The sequence below is a fragment of the Caballeronia sp. SL1002 genome (genome assembly GCF_057814995.1).
Window position 1 is genome coordinate 203,605 of sequence record NZ_JBYMUW010000004.1, and the last position, 15,234, is coordinate 218,838.

Sequence of the window (15,234 nt, forward strand, 5' to 3'; positions counted from 1 at the left end):
TTTACGAGTAAATCGCAAATACTTGTTTTACGCGTAAATGTCGACTACTTGTCATGCGAGTAATTTTTCAGGCTCTTGCCGTAGTGCGAACGCAAGACCTCCACGAGTCGTTGCAGCAACGGATTTTGTGCGTCGGGCAAGTATGCGATCGCCGACTCGATCCGAAACTCCGCCTCTTCGCGAAGACGCCGGTAGATCACGCCGTCGCGTGCAATGGACATGAGCGACGACGGGATCAACGCGATGCCCTCGCCCCCGGCGATCAGACTCAGCAGCACATGGTGATCGGCCGGTTCCGGCACGCGTCGCGAATTGAAGCCGTGTTTGCGGAACAGCCGCTCATAGTGATCGTAGTAGCTCGGATTGATTCGTCGCTGCGGCCAAAACAGCGCGTCATGGCCGAGTTCGAGCAGCGAAATGCGCCTGCGCTTTCGCAACGCGTGCCCTTCGGGCAGCGCAACGACCAGTGGGTCATCGAACAGACTTTCGACGCAAAGACCTTCCGTAGCGGATGGCAAGCCGATCAGCGCGGCATCGAGTAAGCCGCGGCGTAGATCCCGTATCGAATGCTGCGAATACTGGCGCTTTTGCGTCAGGCGTAATCCCGGATCCTTGGCTTTCAGCGCGGGTTCGATCCACGCGAACAACGCGGCATCGAGCACGGTCGTAATGCCAAGTCTGAGTTCGGGACGATGGTCGGCGACGTGTTGAGCGATCCGTTCGAACGCGTTGTCGGCTGAAGCGAGGAGCGCACGGGCTTCTGTCAGCAGGTACGTCCCGGCGGAAGTGATCCGCATACCGCCGTCGCCCCGCTCGAACAATCTCGCACCGACGAGCGCCTCGAGCGCCTGAATCTGCCGCGTCAGCGGCGGTTGCGTGATGAACAGACGCTCGGCTGCGCGTCTGAAGCCCTGCTCTTCCGCAACGGCAACGAAATAGCGGAGTTGCCAAAGCTCGATGGACTGGCGCATCGCTCATCCCGATTTGCGTTGTGATACTCAAAGGGTATCACTCCGAAGGCATTGGCGCGACGTTCGGGACATCTCTATCTTGCAGACATCGGCCGCGACACGCGACGCTAACTGGAGCATAAAGATGCATGACGCCGAATCGACTTTGGCACTTGGTCGCCAATTTCTCAAAGCAATCGAACAAACCGACGAACCGTCGATCACGGAAACGTTGAAAGACATCGCGCCCGATCTTGCGCGAATGACGATCAGCTTCGCTTACGGCGAAATCTATTCGCGCCCGGCGCTCGACTTGCGGCAACGCCAGTTCGTCACTGTCGCCGCGCTCGCCGCGATGAGTGGCGCGGAGCCGCAACTGCGCTTTCACATCGCAGGCGCGCTGAACGCGGGCTGTTCGCCGCGCGGCGTCATCGAGTTGATGATTCATCTTGTGGTCTACGCAGGCTTTCCTGCTGCGCTCAATGGTATTGCAGCCGCCAGAGCGGTGTTCAGCCAAAAGCAGGTGGACGTTGCGCCCGTATCGGTTACGCCCGGCACGGCGCGTTACGAAGACGGCATCGCGGGATTGCGTGCCATCGATGGCGTGATCGGCGAGCGCGTGATTGAATCCCTGAGCGATATCGCGCCCGACCTCGGGCGGTTCATCGTCGAATTCGCGTTTGGCGACGTGTACTCACGCGAGGGTCTCGATCTCGTTCAACGCGAATTGATTACCGTGGCGGCGTTATCCGCGATGGGCTCCGCGACGCCGCAATTGAAAGTCCACATGCATGGCTTTCTCAACGTCGGCGGAACGCGGGAGCAACTCGTCGAAGCGGTCACCCAGATTGCTGTATATGCCGGCTTTCCACGCGCTATCAATGCAGCAATTGCGGCGAAAGAGGTGTTGAGCGATCGTGATACCGAAGCGCGGTGAAAGAAAGCCCTGGCAGTCGGTCCCGGTTCGAAAACAGAAATTAGAACTTCGTCGACAACCGCGCCATAAACCGCCGCGCGCCCCGCCGGAAAAATTCCGTCCAGCCGGGCAACCGGAACGCTCGATCCCGCGTTTTTAAACAATGCGATGCGAATCGGGCATGCTGTTTTGCGCAGGAAATCGGGACGGTCCGGCATGGCGGACCCTTGGTCAGATGCGCGCTCGCGCGTAGTCGAGCAGTCCGCACGCACATGCCTCGACGCCGCGCGTCATCGTATCGATGACGAGATCCGGGCGCGCCGGCACTTCGTAAGGCGAGCTCAGACCGGTGAAATCGGCGATCTTCCCTGCAGCAGCCTGCCGATAAAGTCCCTTTACATCGCGCTGGCTGCACACTGAAAAATTCGCGGTCAAGAAAATCTCGAAAAAGCGCGAACCGATAATCCGTCGCGCGTTCTGTCGATCCGCTTCAAACGGCGACACGAGCGCAACGAAGGTCACGACGCCCGCGTTCGCGCACAGCACCGCGACTTCCGCCGCGCGCCGCACATTTTCCGCGCGGTCTTTCGCACTAAATCCGAGGTCCGAACTCAGTCCGTCGCGCAAGACATCGCCGTCGATCACGATGCTCCGTGCCCCTTCCCGCGACAAGCGCTCGCCGACAAGGCCGGCCAGGGTCGATTTTCCAGCGCCGGACAGACCTGTAAGCCAAAAAACGGGCGCGGCTGTTGCAACGGTGGCAACCCGGGTTAGTTGATCGGATACGGCACTCATACGGCCTCGGCAGGAGTGATTAAAAAGCAGGCAAACGTTTGCGCGGGACGATTTCCGCGCGTTCTCTGCTCTTAATTATATCGAGACGATTTGCATTTCCGAAAAACAGGTAAGCGCTGAAAAACAATATTCCTGCCCTTGGGCCCGGCCAACGGCAGAAACTTGATACGACGTCTGACAACTAAAAACCACCGCTTCACGCGTTAATTCTCCATTCATTCCTCATTCTGGATAAAGCAAGCCCCCAATAGGCTAAAGCTTAGCCGATCTTTATCTCGTAAACCCGCATCTCGCCGATATTGAAAGCGGAAGTCATCTGACATACGATGCCGTCTAAGCGGACAACACGTAATGCTTGGTAACCGATCCGCGCTGATCGTGATTTCGACGGCGGGCGTTGTGCCTTGGCGGCTTCGCGCACCACACCTTGTCGGTCACGGTCATTTTTTCGATGTCCGCCGACCTGTTCCCGCGCCGTGAAGTGGCAACCGTCACGGGCCTCGCGAGTTTTTCCGCCGGGGCCGGCAACCTGAGCTTCACGCTCGCGATCGGCGCGCTCGTCGCGACCATCGTCTACGCGCCGTTCTTCGTCGCGCTGGGCTTCGGCGATCTGATCGGCGTGGTGCTGTTGTGGACGCTCGTGCGGCCGGCGCTCGTGAGCCGCCGCGCCGAGATCGCGCAGCCGGCGAACGCGTAGCCGCTAACATATGGATGCAGGCGATAAGGCCGGCGCGCGCGCCGGCCTTATCGTGATTTGAAAACGCTAGAAGGAAGACCACATGAACGACCACGCCAAACCTTTTCACCGCCTGCTGATTACCGGCGCGGCCGGCAATCTCGGCCAGCAACTGCGCGGCGCGCTCGCGGCCTGGGCCGATATCGTCCGCGTGAGCGACCTCGCGCCGATCCAACCGAGCGGCCCGCACGAAGAAGCCGTGCAGGCCGATCTCGCGGATCGCGACGCGGTCCACGCGCTGCTCGAAGGCGTCGATGCGGTCGTCCATCTCGGCGGAATCTCCGTGGAAGCGCCATTCGACGACCTGTTGCAAGCGAACATTCTCGGTCTCTACAACCTCTACAGCGCGGCGCAAAAGCAGGGCGTGACGCGCATCGTCTACGCCAGTTCGAATCACGCGGTGGGCTTCCATCCGGTGACCTCCGTCCTCGGCACGGATTGCGAGATGCGTCCGGACAGCCTGTATGGCGTGAGCAAGTGCTTCGGCGAATCGCTCTCGCGCTATTACTTCGACCGCTTCGGTCTGGAAACCGTGTGTCTGCGGATCGGCTCGTCGTTCGACAAGCCGCGCAATCCGCGCATGCTCGTCACGTACCTGAGCTTCCGCGATTTCATCGAACTCGTGCGCTGCTCGCTCTTCACGAATCGCGTCGGGCACGCCATCGTCTATGGCGTTTCGGACAATCCGGTGAAATGGGTCGATAACACGAACGCGGCGTTTCTCGGTTTTCGTCCGCAGGACAGTTCCGCCGAATTCACGCATCTGTTCCCGCCGAGCGCGCCGGATTCGAATCTCGACGATCCCACGCAGCGCTTTCAGGGCGGACCGTTCGTGCTCGCCGGACCGATGGAGCCGCGTCGATGAGCGCCCCGTTTGCAAGCGGCGTCGAGCGGCTCGAAGCAGCGGGAACGGCGCCGTGCGAAGTGGGCGAAAGCCCGGTCTGGCGCGAGGCCGAACAGGCGTTGTACTGGGTCGATATTCCCGCGCGATCCATCATCCGGTTCGCGATCGAAACGGGCCGCCGCGATGCGTGGCGCTTGCCGGAAAAAGTGGCGTGCATCGCATTCGATCGCAACGGCACGGTGCTCGCGGGCTGCGAAAACGGCCTCTTCGCGGTGACGCTTTCGGATGCACCGGACGCGACCGTGAAGAAGCTCGCCGCGCCGGATTTCCCATTCCCGGATATGCGCTTCAACGACGGCCGCTGCGACCGTCAAGGCCGCTTCTGGTCCGGCACGATGGTGCAGGACATGGCCGCCGCGAACCCGGCGGGCGCGCTGTATCGCTTCGACGCAAACGGCACGCTGTCCGCGCCGGTCGTCGATGGACTCATCACGCAGAACGGGCTCGCGTGGTCGCCGGATGGGGCGACGATGTACTTGTCGGATTCGCATCCGACGCGCCGGCTCGTCTGGGCCTTCGACTACGACATCGCGACCGGCGAGCCGCGTAATCGCCGCGTGTTCGCGGACCTGAACCAGTTTGCGGGACGCCCCGACGGCGCGGCGGTCGACGCCGACGGCTGCTACTGGACTTGCGCGAACGACGCCGGCCGCCTGCTGCGCTTCACGCCCGAAGGCCGTCTCGATCGCGAGATCGCGCTGCCCGTGACGAAGCCCGCGATGTGTGCGTTCGGCGGACGCGAGATGGACACGCTCTTCGTCACGTCGATCATCCCGGCGAACGGCGCGAACGAACACGACGGACATGTGTTCGCGGTGCGTCCGGGCGTGCGCGGTCTGGTCGAAGCCGCGTACGCGGGCGTGCTTTGAAACTCGCGTTGAAGCTTACTTCGCCGCCGCCCGCGCGCGGCGGCGGGTGAGCCACTGCACCACCAGCAATCCCACGATCATCACCGTCAGCGAGAGCGCGGTGGTCATCGTGCCCAGCGCGTAGATCACCGGCGTCGTCACCGACGTGGTCAAGCCCTGAAGTTCGAGCGGCAACGTGTTCTGGTCGCCGATAGCCTGCGACGTCCGCGCTATTTCATCCCACGAAAGCGTAAAGCCAAACATGCCCACGCCGATCACCGAAGGTCCGATGATCGGCAGCACGACATGTTTGAAGCTCTGCCAAGGAGACGCGCCAAGATCGCGCGCGGCTTCTTCGTAAGCCGGATTGAAGCGGTTGAACACCGCGAACATCACGAGCAAACCGAACGGCAGCGTCCACGTCATGTGTGCGCCGAGCGCCGACGTGTAGAGACCCATCGAGGTCGAGTAGCTGTCGGCGAAGGACTGGAAACCCCATGCGTTGGCGAGAAACTTCACGCCGTTGTCGAGCAGCCGGAAGGTCAGGCCAATACCCAGCGACACGATGATCGACGGCATGATGAGACTTGCAACGGATACGTAAAACACGGCTGTATCGCCGCGAAAACGCTTTCTGAACGCCAGCCCCGCCGCGACCGAAAACACCACGGTCAGCACCGTGACGACCGCCGCGAGCCGCACGGAACGTCCGAACGCGGCCCAGATATCGATCTCGCCGATCCCTTGCCGCAACACCGCGAACCAATGCAGCGAGACGCCGCGCATCGGGAACGTGAGGCCGCCTTCAGGGCCTTGAAACGACAGGATGAAGATGGTGATGACCGGGCCGTAGAGGAACAGCACGAAGAGCGCGAAGAGCGCGGCGAGCCAGTAGAAACTCGCCGGACGGCGCTCGCGGTGTTTGAGTCGGATCGCTGACATCTCAAAGCTCCTTGCGGATATCGACGACACGGGTCAGCGCCCACACGATCATCAGCACGACCGCGAGCAGGATGATCGCGTTGGCGGCGGCGGCGGGAAATTGCAGATAACCGGTCTGCACCTGAATGATCTTGCCGACCGACGCGATCTGCTGGCCGCCCATCACGCCGACGGTCAGAAAATCGCCCATCACGATCGTCACCACGAAAATAGAGCCGATCACGATGCCCGTTTTGGAAAGCGGCAGCACGACGTCGCGAATCACTTGCCAACCGCTCGCGCCCGCATCGCGCGCGGCTTCCAGCAGCGAACGGTCGATACGCATCATCGCGTTGAAGATCGGCACGATCATGAAGAACGTGAACAGGTGGACGAAGGCGAGCACGACCGAGAAGTTCGAATAAAGCAGCCATTCGAGCGGCCTGTCGATCAGATGCGCCGCGAGCAAAGTCTGGTTCACGAGGCCGTTGCGGCCGAGGAGCGGCATCCACGAAATCATGCGGATCACGTTCGATGTCCAGAACGGAATCGTGCAAAGCAGGAACAGCACGGTCTGCATGCCCGTCGTGCGGATATGGAACGCGAGGAAATAAGCAATCGTGAATCCGAGCAAGAGCGTAATCGCCCAGACGAGCACGCAGAACTTGAGCGTGGACCAGTACGTCTTGAACGTGACGCACATATCGGTCATCGACGAACAGCCGTCGAAGATCGCCGCGTAGTTCTTGAACGTGAATGCCGGGATGATCTGGTACTCGTTGAAGTCCCAGAAACTCACGATCAGCGTAATCACGAGCGGCACGAGAAAGAACAGCACGAAGGTCAGCGTGAGCGGCGTGGCCTGCAGCCAGGCCGCCGCGCGATAGCGCTTGACCCTTGCCGCGCTCGCAGGCGCAGCAGGCGGTTGCGTGGGAAGCTCGATGGATGCCATTGGCTATACCGGTTAAAAACACTTCTGCGGCGAACGCGCGACCTGCCGCGCGTTCGCCGCGTGCGTTGCATGGCCGCGAATCAGGCTGAGAATCCGGCTGAAAATCCGGCTGCTAATCAGGCTGCTAATCAGGCTGCTAATCAGGCCGCGATGAACTCGTTCCACTTCTGGACCATGTAGATGTTCTCGTCCATCACTGCGTTCCAGCACGCGATCGCGCCCATGCGCTGGGTGTACGAGCCACCGTCGCGAACCGCGCCGGCCTTCTCCAGAAGCTGACCGTCCGGCGCCTTGATGTCCTGCGCCGCGGCCTTCCCTTCGATCCAGTAATCCCACTCGTACGGCTGCATATGCGACTTGGCCGTGTCCAGCACGCCTGCGTAATAGCCCTGACGCATCAGATACGCACCCGCCCAGCCGTCCTGGAACCAGTTGACGAACTCATATGCCGCGTCGAGCTTGCGGCCCTGCAGCGAACGCGGCAGACCGAAGCCCGACGCCCACGAGCGATAACCTTCCTTGAGCGGCTGGAACGTACACGCGACACCCATCGTGCGCACCTTCGTGACCGCCGGCGACCACATCGACTGGATCACCACTTCGCCCGAGGCCATCAGGTTCACGCTCTCGTTGAAGTCTTTCCAGAACGCGCGGAACTGGCCCGCCCGCTTCGCCTCGATCAGCACCTTGATCGTGTGATCGATCTCGGCGCGCGTCATGTTGCCCTTGTCGCCGTACTTGAATTTGCCGCTCGCCTCGATCGCCATCGCCGAGTCCATGATGCCGATCGCCGGAATGTTCAGCAGCGCAGCCTTGCCCTTGAACTCCGGATTGAGCAGTTCGGCCCAGCTGTTGATCGGACGCTTGATGAGGTCGGGACGGATGCCGAGCGTGTCGGCGTTGTAGGTGGTCGGGATCAGCGTCATCCATTCGGTCGGCGTGGCCGAGAACTCCGTGGAGCGCGCGCCCGTCAGGAACATGACCTTCTTCGGCGCGGTGCCCTGATCGCCGATCTTCTTGCCGTTGATCTCGCCGCGCGTGAGCACGGGCGTGATCTTGTCGGCGTGCTTGATCTTCTTCACGTCCATGCCCGCGAGCGTGCCGGCCGGGATCAGTTTCTTAAGCGAAAAGTATTCCGTATCGACGATATCGAAGGAGTTCGGCTGCGTGATGATGCGCTTGGCGACGTCGTCGGTCGTGACCGGGATGTACTGAATCTCGATACCTGTGTCTTCCTTGAACTTCTTCGCGATGTCCGCGCTTTGATTGACTGCCGTGCCGAGATAGCGCAGCGTGATCTTTTCCTGTGCATGCACGTAAGGGAATCCCGCGATACCGGCCACCGCCACCGCGCCCTTCAGAAAGCCGCGCCGCGATACCGCACGGCTCTCGGCGAGGTCCGCGGCGGCATCGACCGCGGCGCTCGCCGTGCTCTGGATCTGGCTCGCGCCCGACGGCTTTTCGTCCTGCTCGTTCATTGCAATCTCCCTCAGTTGAAGTTGTCGTTCAGTGCAACGGAAAGCGGCGCCGTCATGCGGCGAGTGCGTGCGCGTCCTTCTCGTTCCACCAGACCACGACGCGCGATTCCGGCCCGAGCTTGTGCGGGTCGTAGTCGCCGTCGGGCAAGAGCGAAACCAGTTCCGGCGAGCCGTCGAGCGGCGCGAGCGTCATGCGCAGATGCGTGCCCTGATACTCGGCGTCGCGGACCGTGCACGGAATGCCGCCGATCCGGCTGAAGCCGCCGTCGCTCGACGCCGCCTGAACGGGCGTGACGCCGTGCGGCGCGATACGCAGATGGTCGGCGCGCACGGTGAACGCGCGGCCGTTCGCTTCGAGCACGTTGTGACCGCCGAGAAAGCGCGCGACGAATTCGGTGCGCGGCCGGTTGAACACTTCATGCGGTGGCCCGCTCTGCTCGATTCGCCCGTGGCTCATCACGACCACCATGTCGGCCAGCGCCATCGCCTCCTCCTGCGAGTGCGTGACGTGCACGAAGGTGATGCCGAGTTCCTTCTGCCAGCGCTTGAGTTCGGCGCGCATCTGCACGCGCAGGAAAGGATCGAGTGCGGAGAGCGGTTCGTCGAGCAGCAGGCAGCGCGGCTCGTTCAGGAGCGCGCGAGCGAGCGCGACGCGCTGCTGCTGGCCGCCCGACAATTGCGACGGCTTGCGTTCCGCGTAAGCGCTCATCGCGACGAGGTCGAGCAATTCCCCCGCGCGCTTGCGCCGTGCTTCCTTCGCGACGCCGCGCATCTTGAGACTGAACGCCACGTTGTCGAGCGCCGACAGATGCGGGAACAGCGCATAGCTCTGGAACACCATCGCCGTGCCGCGCTCGGCGGGCGCTTCGCGCGTCACGTTGCGATTGGCGATGAGGATGTCGCCTTCGCTGACCGTCTCGTGACCCGCGATCATGCGCAGCGTCGAGGTCTTGCCGCATCCCGATGGCCCGAGCAGACAGCAGTACTGTCCGCCCGGAATGCGCAGGTCGATCGAATCGACGGCGAGCGCGTTGCCGTATTGCTTCGAGACGTGAACCAGTTCGATATCGGCGGCCGTGGTGTGGATCACGCTGGCAGTAGTCTGGCTCATGTACACAGGTCCTTGAGGCGGATTAAGCCCCTTCAACTTCGCATCGATGGCGCGTGGACAAGACCATTGCGGTTCATAAGCGTCGCAATGGACGGACAGCTTGCGTTTAGCGGTATGTCCTGCCTAATGCAAGACACATGCCATTTTTCTTTTCTCAAAGGACAAGCTGCTGGCGCGCGGTGTATTCGCACCGATCACAATGACCTCACCGTTTCGTTGACGATTCGCAACGCGAATCGTCAACGCTTCACGACAGCGCGCACAGCACAAGAGCAGGGCACGCAAAAGCCAAGTTGGGGCACCCGTAGCGCCTGATGCGGCCTGCGAGACATAAAGTGGCCTACGTCCCCCGCTTTCATTGCTTGCGGCGTCGCCGTCAGCGAGAAAATCCAGTGCCGAAGCCAGGACGACTTGGCGCGTAACTTGCAAACGATTCGACGAGCAGATCGTTAGCGATCGGATCACCGCGCGTTGCACGAACACAGTGCGCTTTCGAGCCAGCGCGGGGCACGAGCCGCCAAAACGGAACACACGCGGCGGCTCACCCCTGACAGGTCACTCAAACAGTCACTCGCTCATGAACGACATGAAAGTCCCAGCGGTCCCGACTGACAACGCATTCGCCGCGCTCGCGACGCACGGCCGCTTTCCGTATCGGCCCATCACCGATACCGACGCATACCGCTGGCCCGGCGAGACGAGTCTTGCCGTCTACCTCGGCTTCAACATCGAACATTTCGCTTTCGGCGAAGGGCTTGGCGCGGCGCTTGGGCCCATCTCGCCGCAACCCGACGTGCTCAACTACAGCTGGCGCGAGTACGGCAATCGCGTGGGCGTCTGGCGCTGCCTGGAACTGTTCGATCAGTTGGCGATGCCGGCGGGCGTGCTCATCAATACCGCGCTTTACGACCATTGCCCCGACGTGATCGACGCCTGCCTCGCGCGCGGCGACGAACTGATCGGCCACGGCCACACGAACGCGCGCCGCCAGAGCGATCTCGATGAAGACGGCGAACGCGCGTTGCTGCTCCACTGCCGCGAACGGATTGCCGCACATGCGGGTACGCCGCCTGCCGGCTGGCTCTCGCCGTGGATTTCCGAATCGCGTCTGACGCCCGACTTGCTGGCTGAAACCGGTTATCGCTATACGCTCAACTGGTGTCACGACGACCGCCCGGTACGCATGGCGACGCGCGGCGGGCCGCTCTGGTCGATACCGTATCCGCAGGAACTCAACGACCTGCCGATGATGGTCGGACGTCATCTCGACGGCGCGGCGTTCGCCGATATGATCATCGACCAGTTCGACGAAATGCGCGAACAGGCGACGCGCGGCCGTCATCCGCAAGCGTTGGTGATGGGCATCGCACTGCATCCGTATCTGGTCGGGCAACCGTATCGGCTACGTCATTTGCGGCGCGCGCTCGCGCATATCGCGGCGGCGCAAGCGAGCGGCGACGTGTGGCTCACCACGCCCGGTGCGATCGCGCAGCATATGGATGCCATGGAGCTGGCGGGCAAGGTCTCGCCAGCGCCTTTTGCCGCGCAAGCAGCAATCTAACCAGCGCGCCGACCGCACACGGACATGGCCTCCAGACCGCTCGCCAAACCCGCGATTCAACGGCGGCCGCATCGGCAGGAAGCGCCTCGCGAATCCTCGCAGGACGTTGACGCGCGTATCTATCAGGCGATTTTCGATGGCGTGCTGAATCATCGCCTGACGCCCGGCACGAAGCTGCCGGAGCCGGAACTGTGCCAGTTGTTCGGTGTGGGACGGGCTGTCGTGCGACGCGTGCTGGAGAAGCTGGCCTACGATGGAATCGTCGCATTGCGGCCGAACCGGGGCGCCGTGATCGCAGAGCCGACCCCCGAGGAAACGCGCGAGATCTTCGCGGCGCGCCGCGCGATGGAGCGCATGCTCGTCGAACTGGCGGTCGAACACGCGAGCGCCGCCGATATCGCGGCGCTCCGGCGTCAACTCGCCGACGAGCATCAGGCGATGCATCGCTTCGATCAGCCTTCGTGGGCCAGGCTCGCGAGCGACTTCCATCTGCGGATCGCGGCGCTCGCACACAACGCGATCCTGCAGCGCTACCTCACGGAACTCGTCTCGCGATGCTCGCTGATCGTCGGTGTGTACGAGCCGCCGGGCAACGCGCCGTGCGAACATGACGAGCACGCGGCGATCGTGGATTGCATAGAGGCACGCGACGCGCAGGGCGCGATTGCGCGGATGGAGGCGCATCTGCGCGAGCTTGAGGAGCGGATTGAAACGTCGCGCATGCTGGGCGAAAAGAGTCTCGCGCACCTGCTCGGGATAGCACGGTCTTGACCGGTTAAACGGCGTCGTTCGTGACCGTCCGACCACACTCAGAGGCAATCATGGAAATCGACTTCGACGCGATCACCGAATACCAGCGCTACAAACTGATGGCGAGCCTTATCGTCCCGCGCCCGATCGCACTTGTCACGACGTTGAGCGAAAACGGCACCGTGAACGCCGCGCCGTTTTCGATGTTCAACATGCTGGGCGAGGAGCCGCCTATCGTGATGATCAGCATCAACCGGCTTGCCGACGGCACGCTCAAGGACACCGCCGTGAACATTGCGCAGCGCCGCGAGTTCGTCGTGCATCTGAGCGACGAAGCCATGGCCGAAAAGATGCATCGATGCGGAGAACGTTTGCCGCCGGATGTGAGCGAACTCGCAGCGGTCGGATTGACGCCTGTGCCGAGCACGCATGTCGCGCCGCCGCGCATCGAGGAAGCGCCGGTCGCGTTCGAATGTACCTTGTGGGAGACGCTCGAAACGACGAGCCGTCATATCTTTATTGGGCGTGTTCACCGGTTGCACGCACGCGACGAACTTATCGACCTCGACACCTGGCGCGTGCGACTTCAGCATTACTTTCCGGTCGGCCGCTTCGGCGCGAGTGACTACGTCACGACGCGCGACCGCTTCACGATCGGTTGAGCGCCGCGCTCGACGATCTCAGCATTGTCCGGATAAAATCCACCCGCGCCGTGTCCGGCTGAACGCGGCGTGTCCGCGTGCGTGCGGGATGCGTGCGGTGCGAAGACTTACCCTGACTTACGAACCCGAATCCGGCTTGCGTTATCGGCCGATCATGTTGTTTGAACAAATACGGTAAGTGCCTGGACCCAAGGACTGATGCAGCAATTCTTTATGACACGCCGCGGCGCACTTGCCCTTCTGCTCGACGCGCGCCGCCGATGGGGGAAGGATATGGAGGGCCAGCGCGTGTACGAAGCGGGTTCAGCGCTCGACTCTATCGACGCCATCAATCGGCTGATTCTCGATGTGCGGGCTTATCGTACGCATGAGTTTTCGCTTGCGTTTCCGCTCGCGGCTGACGTGGTTATTTCTTCACGGGGTTAGGGTTTGCTGGCGCGGGTTGGGTTTGTTTGCTAGCGGTGTTTGGGAAGGTGCACTGGTTTAGTTTGCTCGCGCCGGTTGGTTTCTTTTGCTTGCGCTCGCTGGGAACTTACATTCGTGTAGGTTTATTAGCTCTGCCCCTGTCCGGGGCGGGACTCACTTTCTTTGCTGCTGCAAAGAAAGTAAGCAAAGAAAGCAGCGTGACCTACTAAGTGTCCACCACGAACCGCAACCGGGAGTGGCGCGCAAGCGGATTCGGTCATCGCACCACACAACAGAGTGGAGCCGCTCATCCATCCCGGCAGGCACGAAGTGCCTGCCGGAACGGCACAACAAAAAACCAAACCGAGCGCTGGTTGTAGGTGTGGCCATCGTCCGAGCGCAGCGAGGATGGAACTGACAGATGCTGTGCCAATACCGACGAATGCGAGTTGTCATAGTCAGCCTGCGCGCCTATCCGCTCGGTTATTCGTAGTGGACACATAGGCGGATAAGCTGCTTTCTTTGGTTACTTTCTTTGCAGCAGCAAAGAAAGTGACTGCTGCCGCGCATAGCGGCGTGCTAATAGACCTACACGAAAGCAAGTTCAAAAGAAGCGGCCGAACATCAGACGGTGTAACCCACCCACCCACCCTCAAGCCGCCCCACGGCGCCGAATCCCGTGTTGCAGCTAGCCAAAGAAAGTGACTACTGCCGAGCATAGCGGCGTGCTGCTAAACCTACACGAAAGCAGGTTCACAGAGAGCACAGGCAAACAAAAGCCACGGGCGCCAGCAACCCCAAACCCTGTCCGCTCAAGCGGCCTCACTGAGCATAGCCCGAACCGCCCCGATCGCCTCCCGCTGCAACTCCCGCAAATCAACCCCCTCAATCTGATCATCATCAACCACCCGCCGCCCGGCGGAAAATAGCGCCGCCAACGAAGGCCGCCCACCCGACGCAACCGGCCCAATCGCCGGATCGTGCAGCCCAAAATACCGCGGATCGTCCAGCCGATAAACCGCGATATCCGCCGAATACCCCGGCGCAATCCGCCCAACCTCCGGCAACCCGAGCACCTCAGCACCGCCCGCCGTGCCCCAGTGCACGACATCCTCGACACTCGCCGCATCCGCGCCGCCCTCGAAGCTGCCGCCCCGAAACGTCGGCCGCGCTTCCATGCCGCGCCGCGCGCGCTGTGCGAGCCACGCCATGTGCACCTCGGAAATCATGTCGGCCGCTTCGTTCGACGCGGCGCCATCCACGCCGATCGACACCGGCACGCCCGCATCGGCCATCTCGCGAACCGGACAGATTCCGCTACCAAGCCGTCCGTTCGACTGCGGACAATGCGCGACACCGGTCCGCGTCTGTGCGAGCAACGCAAGTTCGTCGGCGTCGACTTTCACCAGATGCGCGTACCACGTGTCGCTGCCAAGCCAGTCGTTGTCGCCGCAAAAACCCACCGGCGAGCGCGCGTACATCGCGTGGGCGCTGTCCTGATAGCTCACCGTCTCCGACAAATGACTATGCAATCGAAGCCCGAGCTTGCGCGCCGCCGCCGCCGTCTCGCGCATCTCGTGCGGGGAAATCGAGTAGAGAACTGTAGTGGGCGCGACGACTACGCGGCGCATCGAACGCGCCGATGCATCGTGATACTTCCACGCGAGCCGCTCGATATCGGCGACATACGCATCCAGCGATTCGGGACGCAGCGCCGTCGGCAACTCCGCTTCGAGCTGACGCGTCCGGGTCGCGCCGCCGCGCAGCAAGACGAAGCGCAGGCCCAGTTTCTCGGCTTCTTCGAAGAGGATCGCCGAGCTGTCGAACGGCATGCCGGGATAGTAGACATAGTTGTGATCGGCCACCGTCGTGCAGCCCGAACGCATCAACTCGATCATGCCAATCCGCGCCGCAAGCCTGAAGCGCGTTTCGTCGAAGAGTGCGCGAAAGCGATACGGCGTCGCGGCAAGCCACGGCGTCAGCGACGCGTTCAGCCCGCCCGGATCGCCCTTCAAAAGCGACTGAAACAGATGATGGTGTGTATTGACCCACGCCGGATACACCACGCAATCGGTCGCGTCGACGATGGTTTCGCCCTCGCGCGGCGTCAGTGCGCCGATCGCCTCGATGGTCTCTCCTTCGATGCGGATATCGGGACCGGCCAGGCGCGCGGGCTGGTCCGCGCTGCCCTTGCCGCCCGACATGATGGCCGCCGCGTTTCGAATCAGGATGCTCATTTAATCGC

At 62.1% G+C, this 15,234-nt stretch carries 15 protein-coding genes; 8 read left to right on the top strand and 7 right to left on the bottom strand.

The annotated features are described in order from the left end of the window. Window positions 1–44 precede the first annotated feature (44 nt). Window positions 45–971 carry a LysR family transcriptional regulator gene (locus tag AC3D25_RS22390; protein ID WP_488890670.1) on the bottom strand — a complete coding sequence of 309 codons (927 nt, stop codon included), beginning with the start codon at window positions 969–971 and terminating at the stop codon, window positions 45–47. Between AC3D25_RS22390 and AC3D25_RS22395 the strand changes: the two genes are divergently transcribed. After that, window positions 958–1,887, top strand: coding sequence for a carboxymuconolactone decarboxylase family protein (locus tag AC3D25_RS22395; RefSeq protein ID WP_488890671.1), 930 nt, complete (start codon window positions 958–960; stop codon window positions 1,885–1,887). The two genes, AC3D25_RS22390 and AC3D25_RS22395, sit on opposite strands and share 14 nt — an antisense overlap. Window positions 1,888–2,097: 210 nt before the next feature. Here AC3D25_RS22395 and cysC read toward each other — a convergent pair whose 3' ends face one another. Next, on the bottom strand, window positions 2,098–2,661 hold the full coding sequence (cysC, locus tag AC3D25_RS22400) for an adenylyl-sulfate kinase (RefSeq protein ID WP_488890672.1): 564 nt from the start codon (window positions 2,659–2,661) through the stop codon (window positions 2,098–2,100). A 451-nt stretch (window positions 2,662–3,112) separates the two neighbouring features. Here cysC and AC3D25_RS22405 point away from each other — a divergent pair, with 451 nt between their 5' ends. From AC3D25_RS22405 to AC3D25_RS22415, 3 genes are all read left to right on the top strand, one after another. After that, window positions 3,113–3,358, top strand: a complete 246-nt coding sequence (locus tag AC3D25_RS22405) for a hypothetical protein (RefSeq protein ID WP_488890673.1) — start codon at window positions 3,113–3,115, stop codon at window positions 3,356–3,358. A gap of 82 nt (window positions 3,359–3,440) precedes the next feature. After that, window positions 3,441–4,262: an NAD-dependent epimerase/dehydratase family protein gene (locus AC3D25_RS22410; RefSeq protein ID WP_488890674.1), complete on the top strand. Its 822-nt coding sequence runs from the start codon at window positions 3,441–3,443 to the stop codon at window positions 4,260–4,262. After that, complete coding sequence (locus tag AC3D25_RS22415; RefSeq protein ID WP_488890675.1) at window positions 4,259–5,170, top strand: SMP-30/gluconolactonase/LRE family protein; 912 nt, start codon at window positions 4,259–4,261, stop codon at window positions 5,168–5,170. Before AC3D25_RS22410 ends, AC3D25_RS22415 begins: the two co-directional genes overlap by 4 nt. Before the next feature lie 15 nt (window positions 5,171–5,185). Here AC3D25_RS22415 and AC3D25_RS22420 read toward each other — a convergent pair whose 3' ends face one another. The 4 genes from AC3D25_RS22420 to AC3D25_RS22435 form a co-directional block, all read right to left on the bottom strand. After that, window positions 5,186–6,091, bottom strand: a complete 906-nt coding sequence (locus AC3D25_RS22420; protein ID WP_488890676.1) for an ABC transporter permease — start codon at window positions 6,089–6,091, stop codon at window positions 5,186–5,188. Between the two features lies 1 nt (window position 6,092). Next, window positions 6,093–7,022 (bottom strand): ABC transporter permease, encoded by a 930-nt coding sequence (locus AC3D25_RS22425; protein ID WP_488890677.1) that lies wholly within the window; start codon window positions 7,020–7,022, stop codon window positions 6,093–6,095. Window positions 7,023–7,162: 140 nt separating this feature from the next. After that, window positions 7,163–8,500 (bottom strand): ABC transporter substrate-binding protein, encoded by a 1,338-nt coding sequence (locus tag AC3D25_RS22430; RefSeq protein WP_488890678.1) that lies wholly within the window; start codon window positions 8,498–8,500, stop codon window positions 7,163–7,165. 52 nt (window positions 8,501–8,552) lie between these two features. After that, on the bottom strand, window positions 8,553–9,611 hold the full coding sequence (locus tag AC3D25_RS22435) for an ABC transporter ATP-binding protein (RefSeq protein ID WP_488890679.1): 1,059 nt from the start codon (window positions 9,609–9,611) through the stop codon (window positions 8,553–8,555). A 577-nt stretch (window positions 9,612–10,188) separates the two neighbouring features. Here AC3D25_RS22435 and AC3D25_RS22440 point away from each other — a divergent pair. From AC3D25_RS22440 to AC3D25_RS22455, 4 genes are all read left to right on the top strand, one after another. Next, window positions 10,189–11,172, top strand: a complete 984-nt coding sequence (locus AC3D25_RS22440) for a polysaccharide deacetylase family protein (protein ID WP_488890680.1) — start codon at window positions 10,189–10,191, stop codon at window positions 11,170–11,172. Between the two features lie 24 nt (window positions 11,173–11,196). Further along, a complete protein-coding gene (locus AC3D25_RS22445; RefSeq protein ID WP_488890681.1) occupies window positions 11,197–11,943 on the top strand; it encodes a GntR family transcriptional regulator in 747 nt (248 codons plus the stop codon). Between the two features lie 50 nt (window positions 11,944–11,993). Continuing rightward, the gene (locus tag AC3D25_RS22450) at window positions 11,994–12,584 is read left to right on the top strand and encodes a flavin reductase family protein (RefSeq protein WP_488890682.1); all 591 of its coding nucleotides are present in this window, start codon (window positions 11,994–11,996) and stop codon (window positions 12,582–12,584) included. Window positions 12,585–12,797: 213 nt separating this feature from the next. Then, window positions 12,798–13,010, top strand: coding sequence for a hypothetical protein (locus tag AC3D25_RS22455; protein WP_488890683.1), 213 nt, complete (start codon window positions 12,798–12,800; stop codon window positions 13,008–13,010). Between the two features lie 791 nt (window positions 13,011–13,801). On the opposite strand, the gene AC3D25_RS22460 is transcribed toward AC3D25_RS22455, so the two are convergent. Beyond that, the gene (locus AC3D25_RS22460; RefSeq protein ID WP_488890684.1) at window positions 13,802–15,226 is read right to left on the bottom strand and encodes an isoxanthopterin deaminase; all 1,425 of its coding nucleotides are present in this window, start codon (window positions 15,224–15,226) and stop codon (window positions 13,802–13,804) included. Window positions 15,227–15,234: the final 8 nt, after the last annotated feature.

What these genes read in the sequence shown, in the direction of transcription:
- AC3D25_RS22445 (WP_488890681.1), top strand. Translation starts at nt 11,197, where the DNA reads ATGGCCTCCAGACCGCTCGCCAAACCCGCGATTCAACGGCGGCCGCAT.
- AC3D25_RS22450 (WP_488890682.1), top strand. Translation starts at nt 11,994, where the DNA reads ATGGAAATCGACTTCGACGCGATCACCGAATACCAGCGCTACAAACTG.
- AC3D25_RS22410 (WP_488890674.1), top strand. Translation starts at nt 3,441, where the DNA reads ATGAACGACCACGCCAAACCTTTTCACCGCCTGCTGATTACCGGCGCG.
- AC3D25_RS22425 (WP_488890677.1), bottom strand. Translation starts at nt 7,022, where the DNA reads ATGGCATCCATCGAGCTTCCCACGCAACCGCCTGCTGCGCCTGCGAGC.
- AC3D25_RS22395 (WP_488890671.1), top strand. Translation starts at nt 958, where the DNA reads ATGGACTGGCGCATCGCTCATCCCGATTTGCGTTGTGATACTCAAAGG.
- AC3D25_RS22430 (WP_488890678.1), bottom strand. Translation starts at nt 8,500, where the DNA reads ATGAACGAGCAGGACGAAAAGCCGTCGGGCGCGAGCCAGATCCAGAGC.
- AC3D25_RS22390 (WP_488890670.1), bottom strand. Translation starts at nt 971, where the DNA reads ATGCGCCAGTCCATCGAGCTTTGGCAACTCCGCTATTTCGTTGCCGTT.
- AC3D25_RS22415 (WP_488890675.1), top strand. Translation starts at nt 4,259, where the DNA reads ATGAGCGCCCCGTTTGCAAGCGGCGTCGAGCGGCTCGAAGCAGCGGGA.
- cysC (WP_488890672.1), bottom strand. Translation starts at nt 2,661, where the DNA reads ATGAGTGCCGTATCCGATCAACTAACCCGGGTTGCCACCGTTGCAACA.
- AC3D25_RS22455 (WP_488890683.1), top strand. Translation starts at nt 12,798, where the DNA reads ATGACACGCCGCGGCGCACTTGCCCTTCTGCTCGACGCGCGCCGCCGA.
- AC3D25_RS22405 (WP_488890673.1), top strand. Translation starts at nt 3,113, where the DNA reads ATGTCCGCCGACCTGTTCCCGCGCCGTGAAGTGGCAACCGTCACGGGC.
- AC3D25_RS22440 (WP_488890680.1), top strand. Translation starts at nt 10,189, where the DNA reads ATGAACGACATGAAAGTCCCAGCGGTCCCGACTGACAACGCATTCGCC.
- AC3D25_RS22435 (WP_488890679.1), bottom strand. Translation starts at nt 9,611, where the DNA reads ATGAGCCAGACTACTGCCAGCGTGATCCACACCACGGCCGCCGATATC.
- AC3D25_RS22420 (WP_488890676.1), bottom strand. Translation starts at nt 6,091, where the DNA reads ATGTCAGCGATCCGACTCAAACACCGCGAGCGCCGTCCGGCGAGTTTC.
- AC3D25_RS22460 (WP_488890684.1), bottom strand. Translation starts at nt 15,226, where the DNA reads ATGAGCATCCTGATTCGAAACGCGGCGGCCATCATGTCGGGCGGCAAG.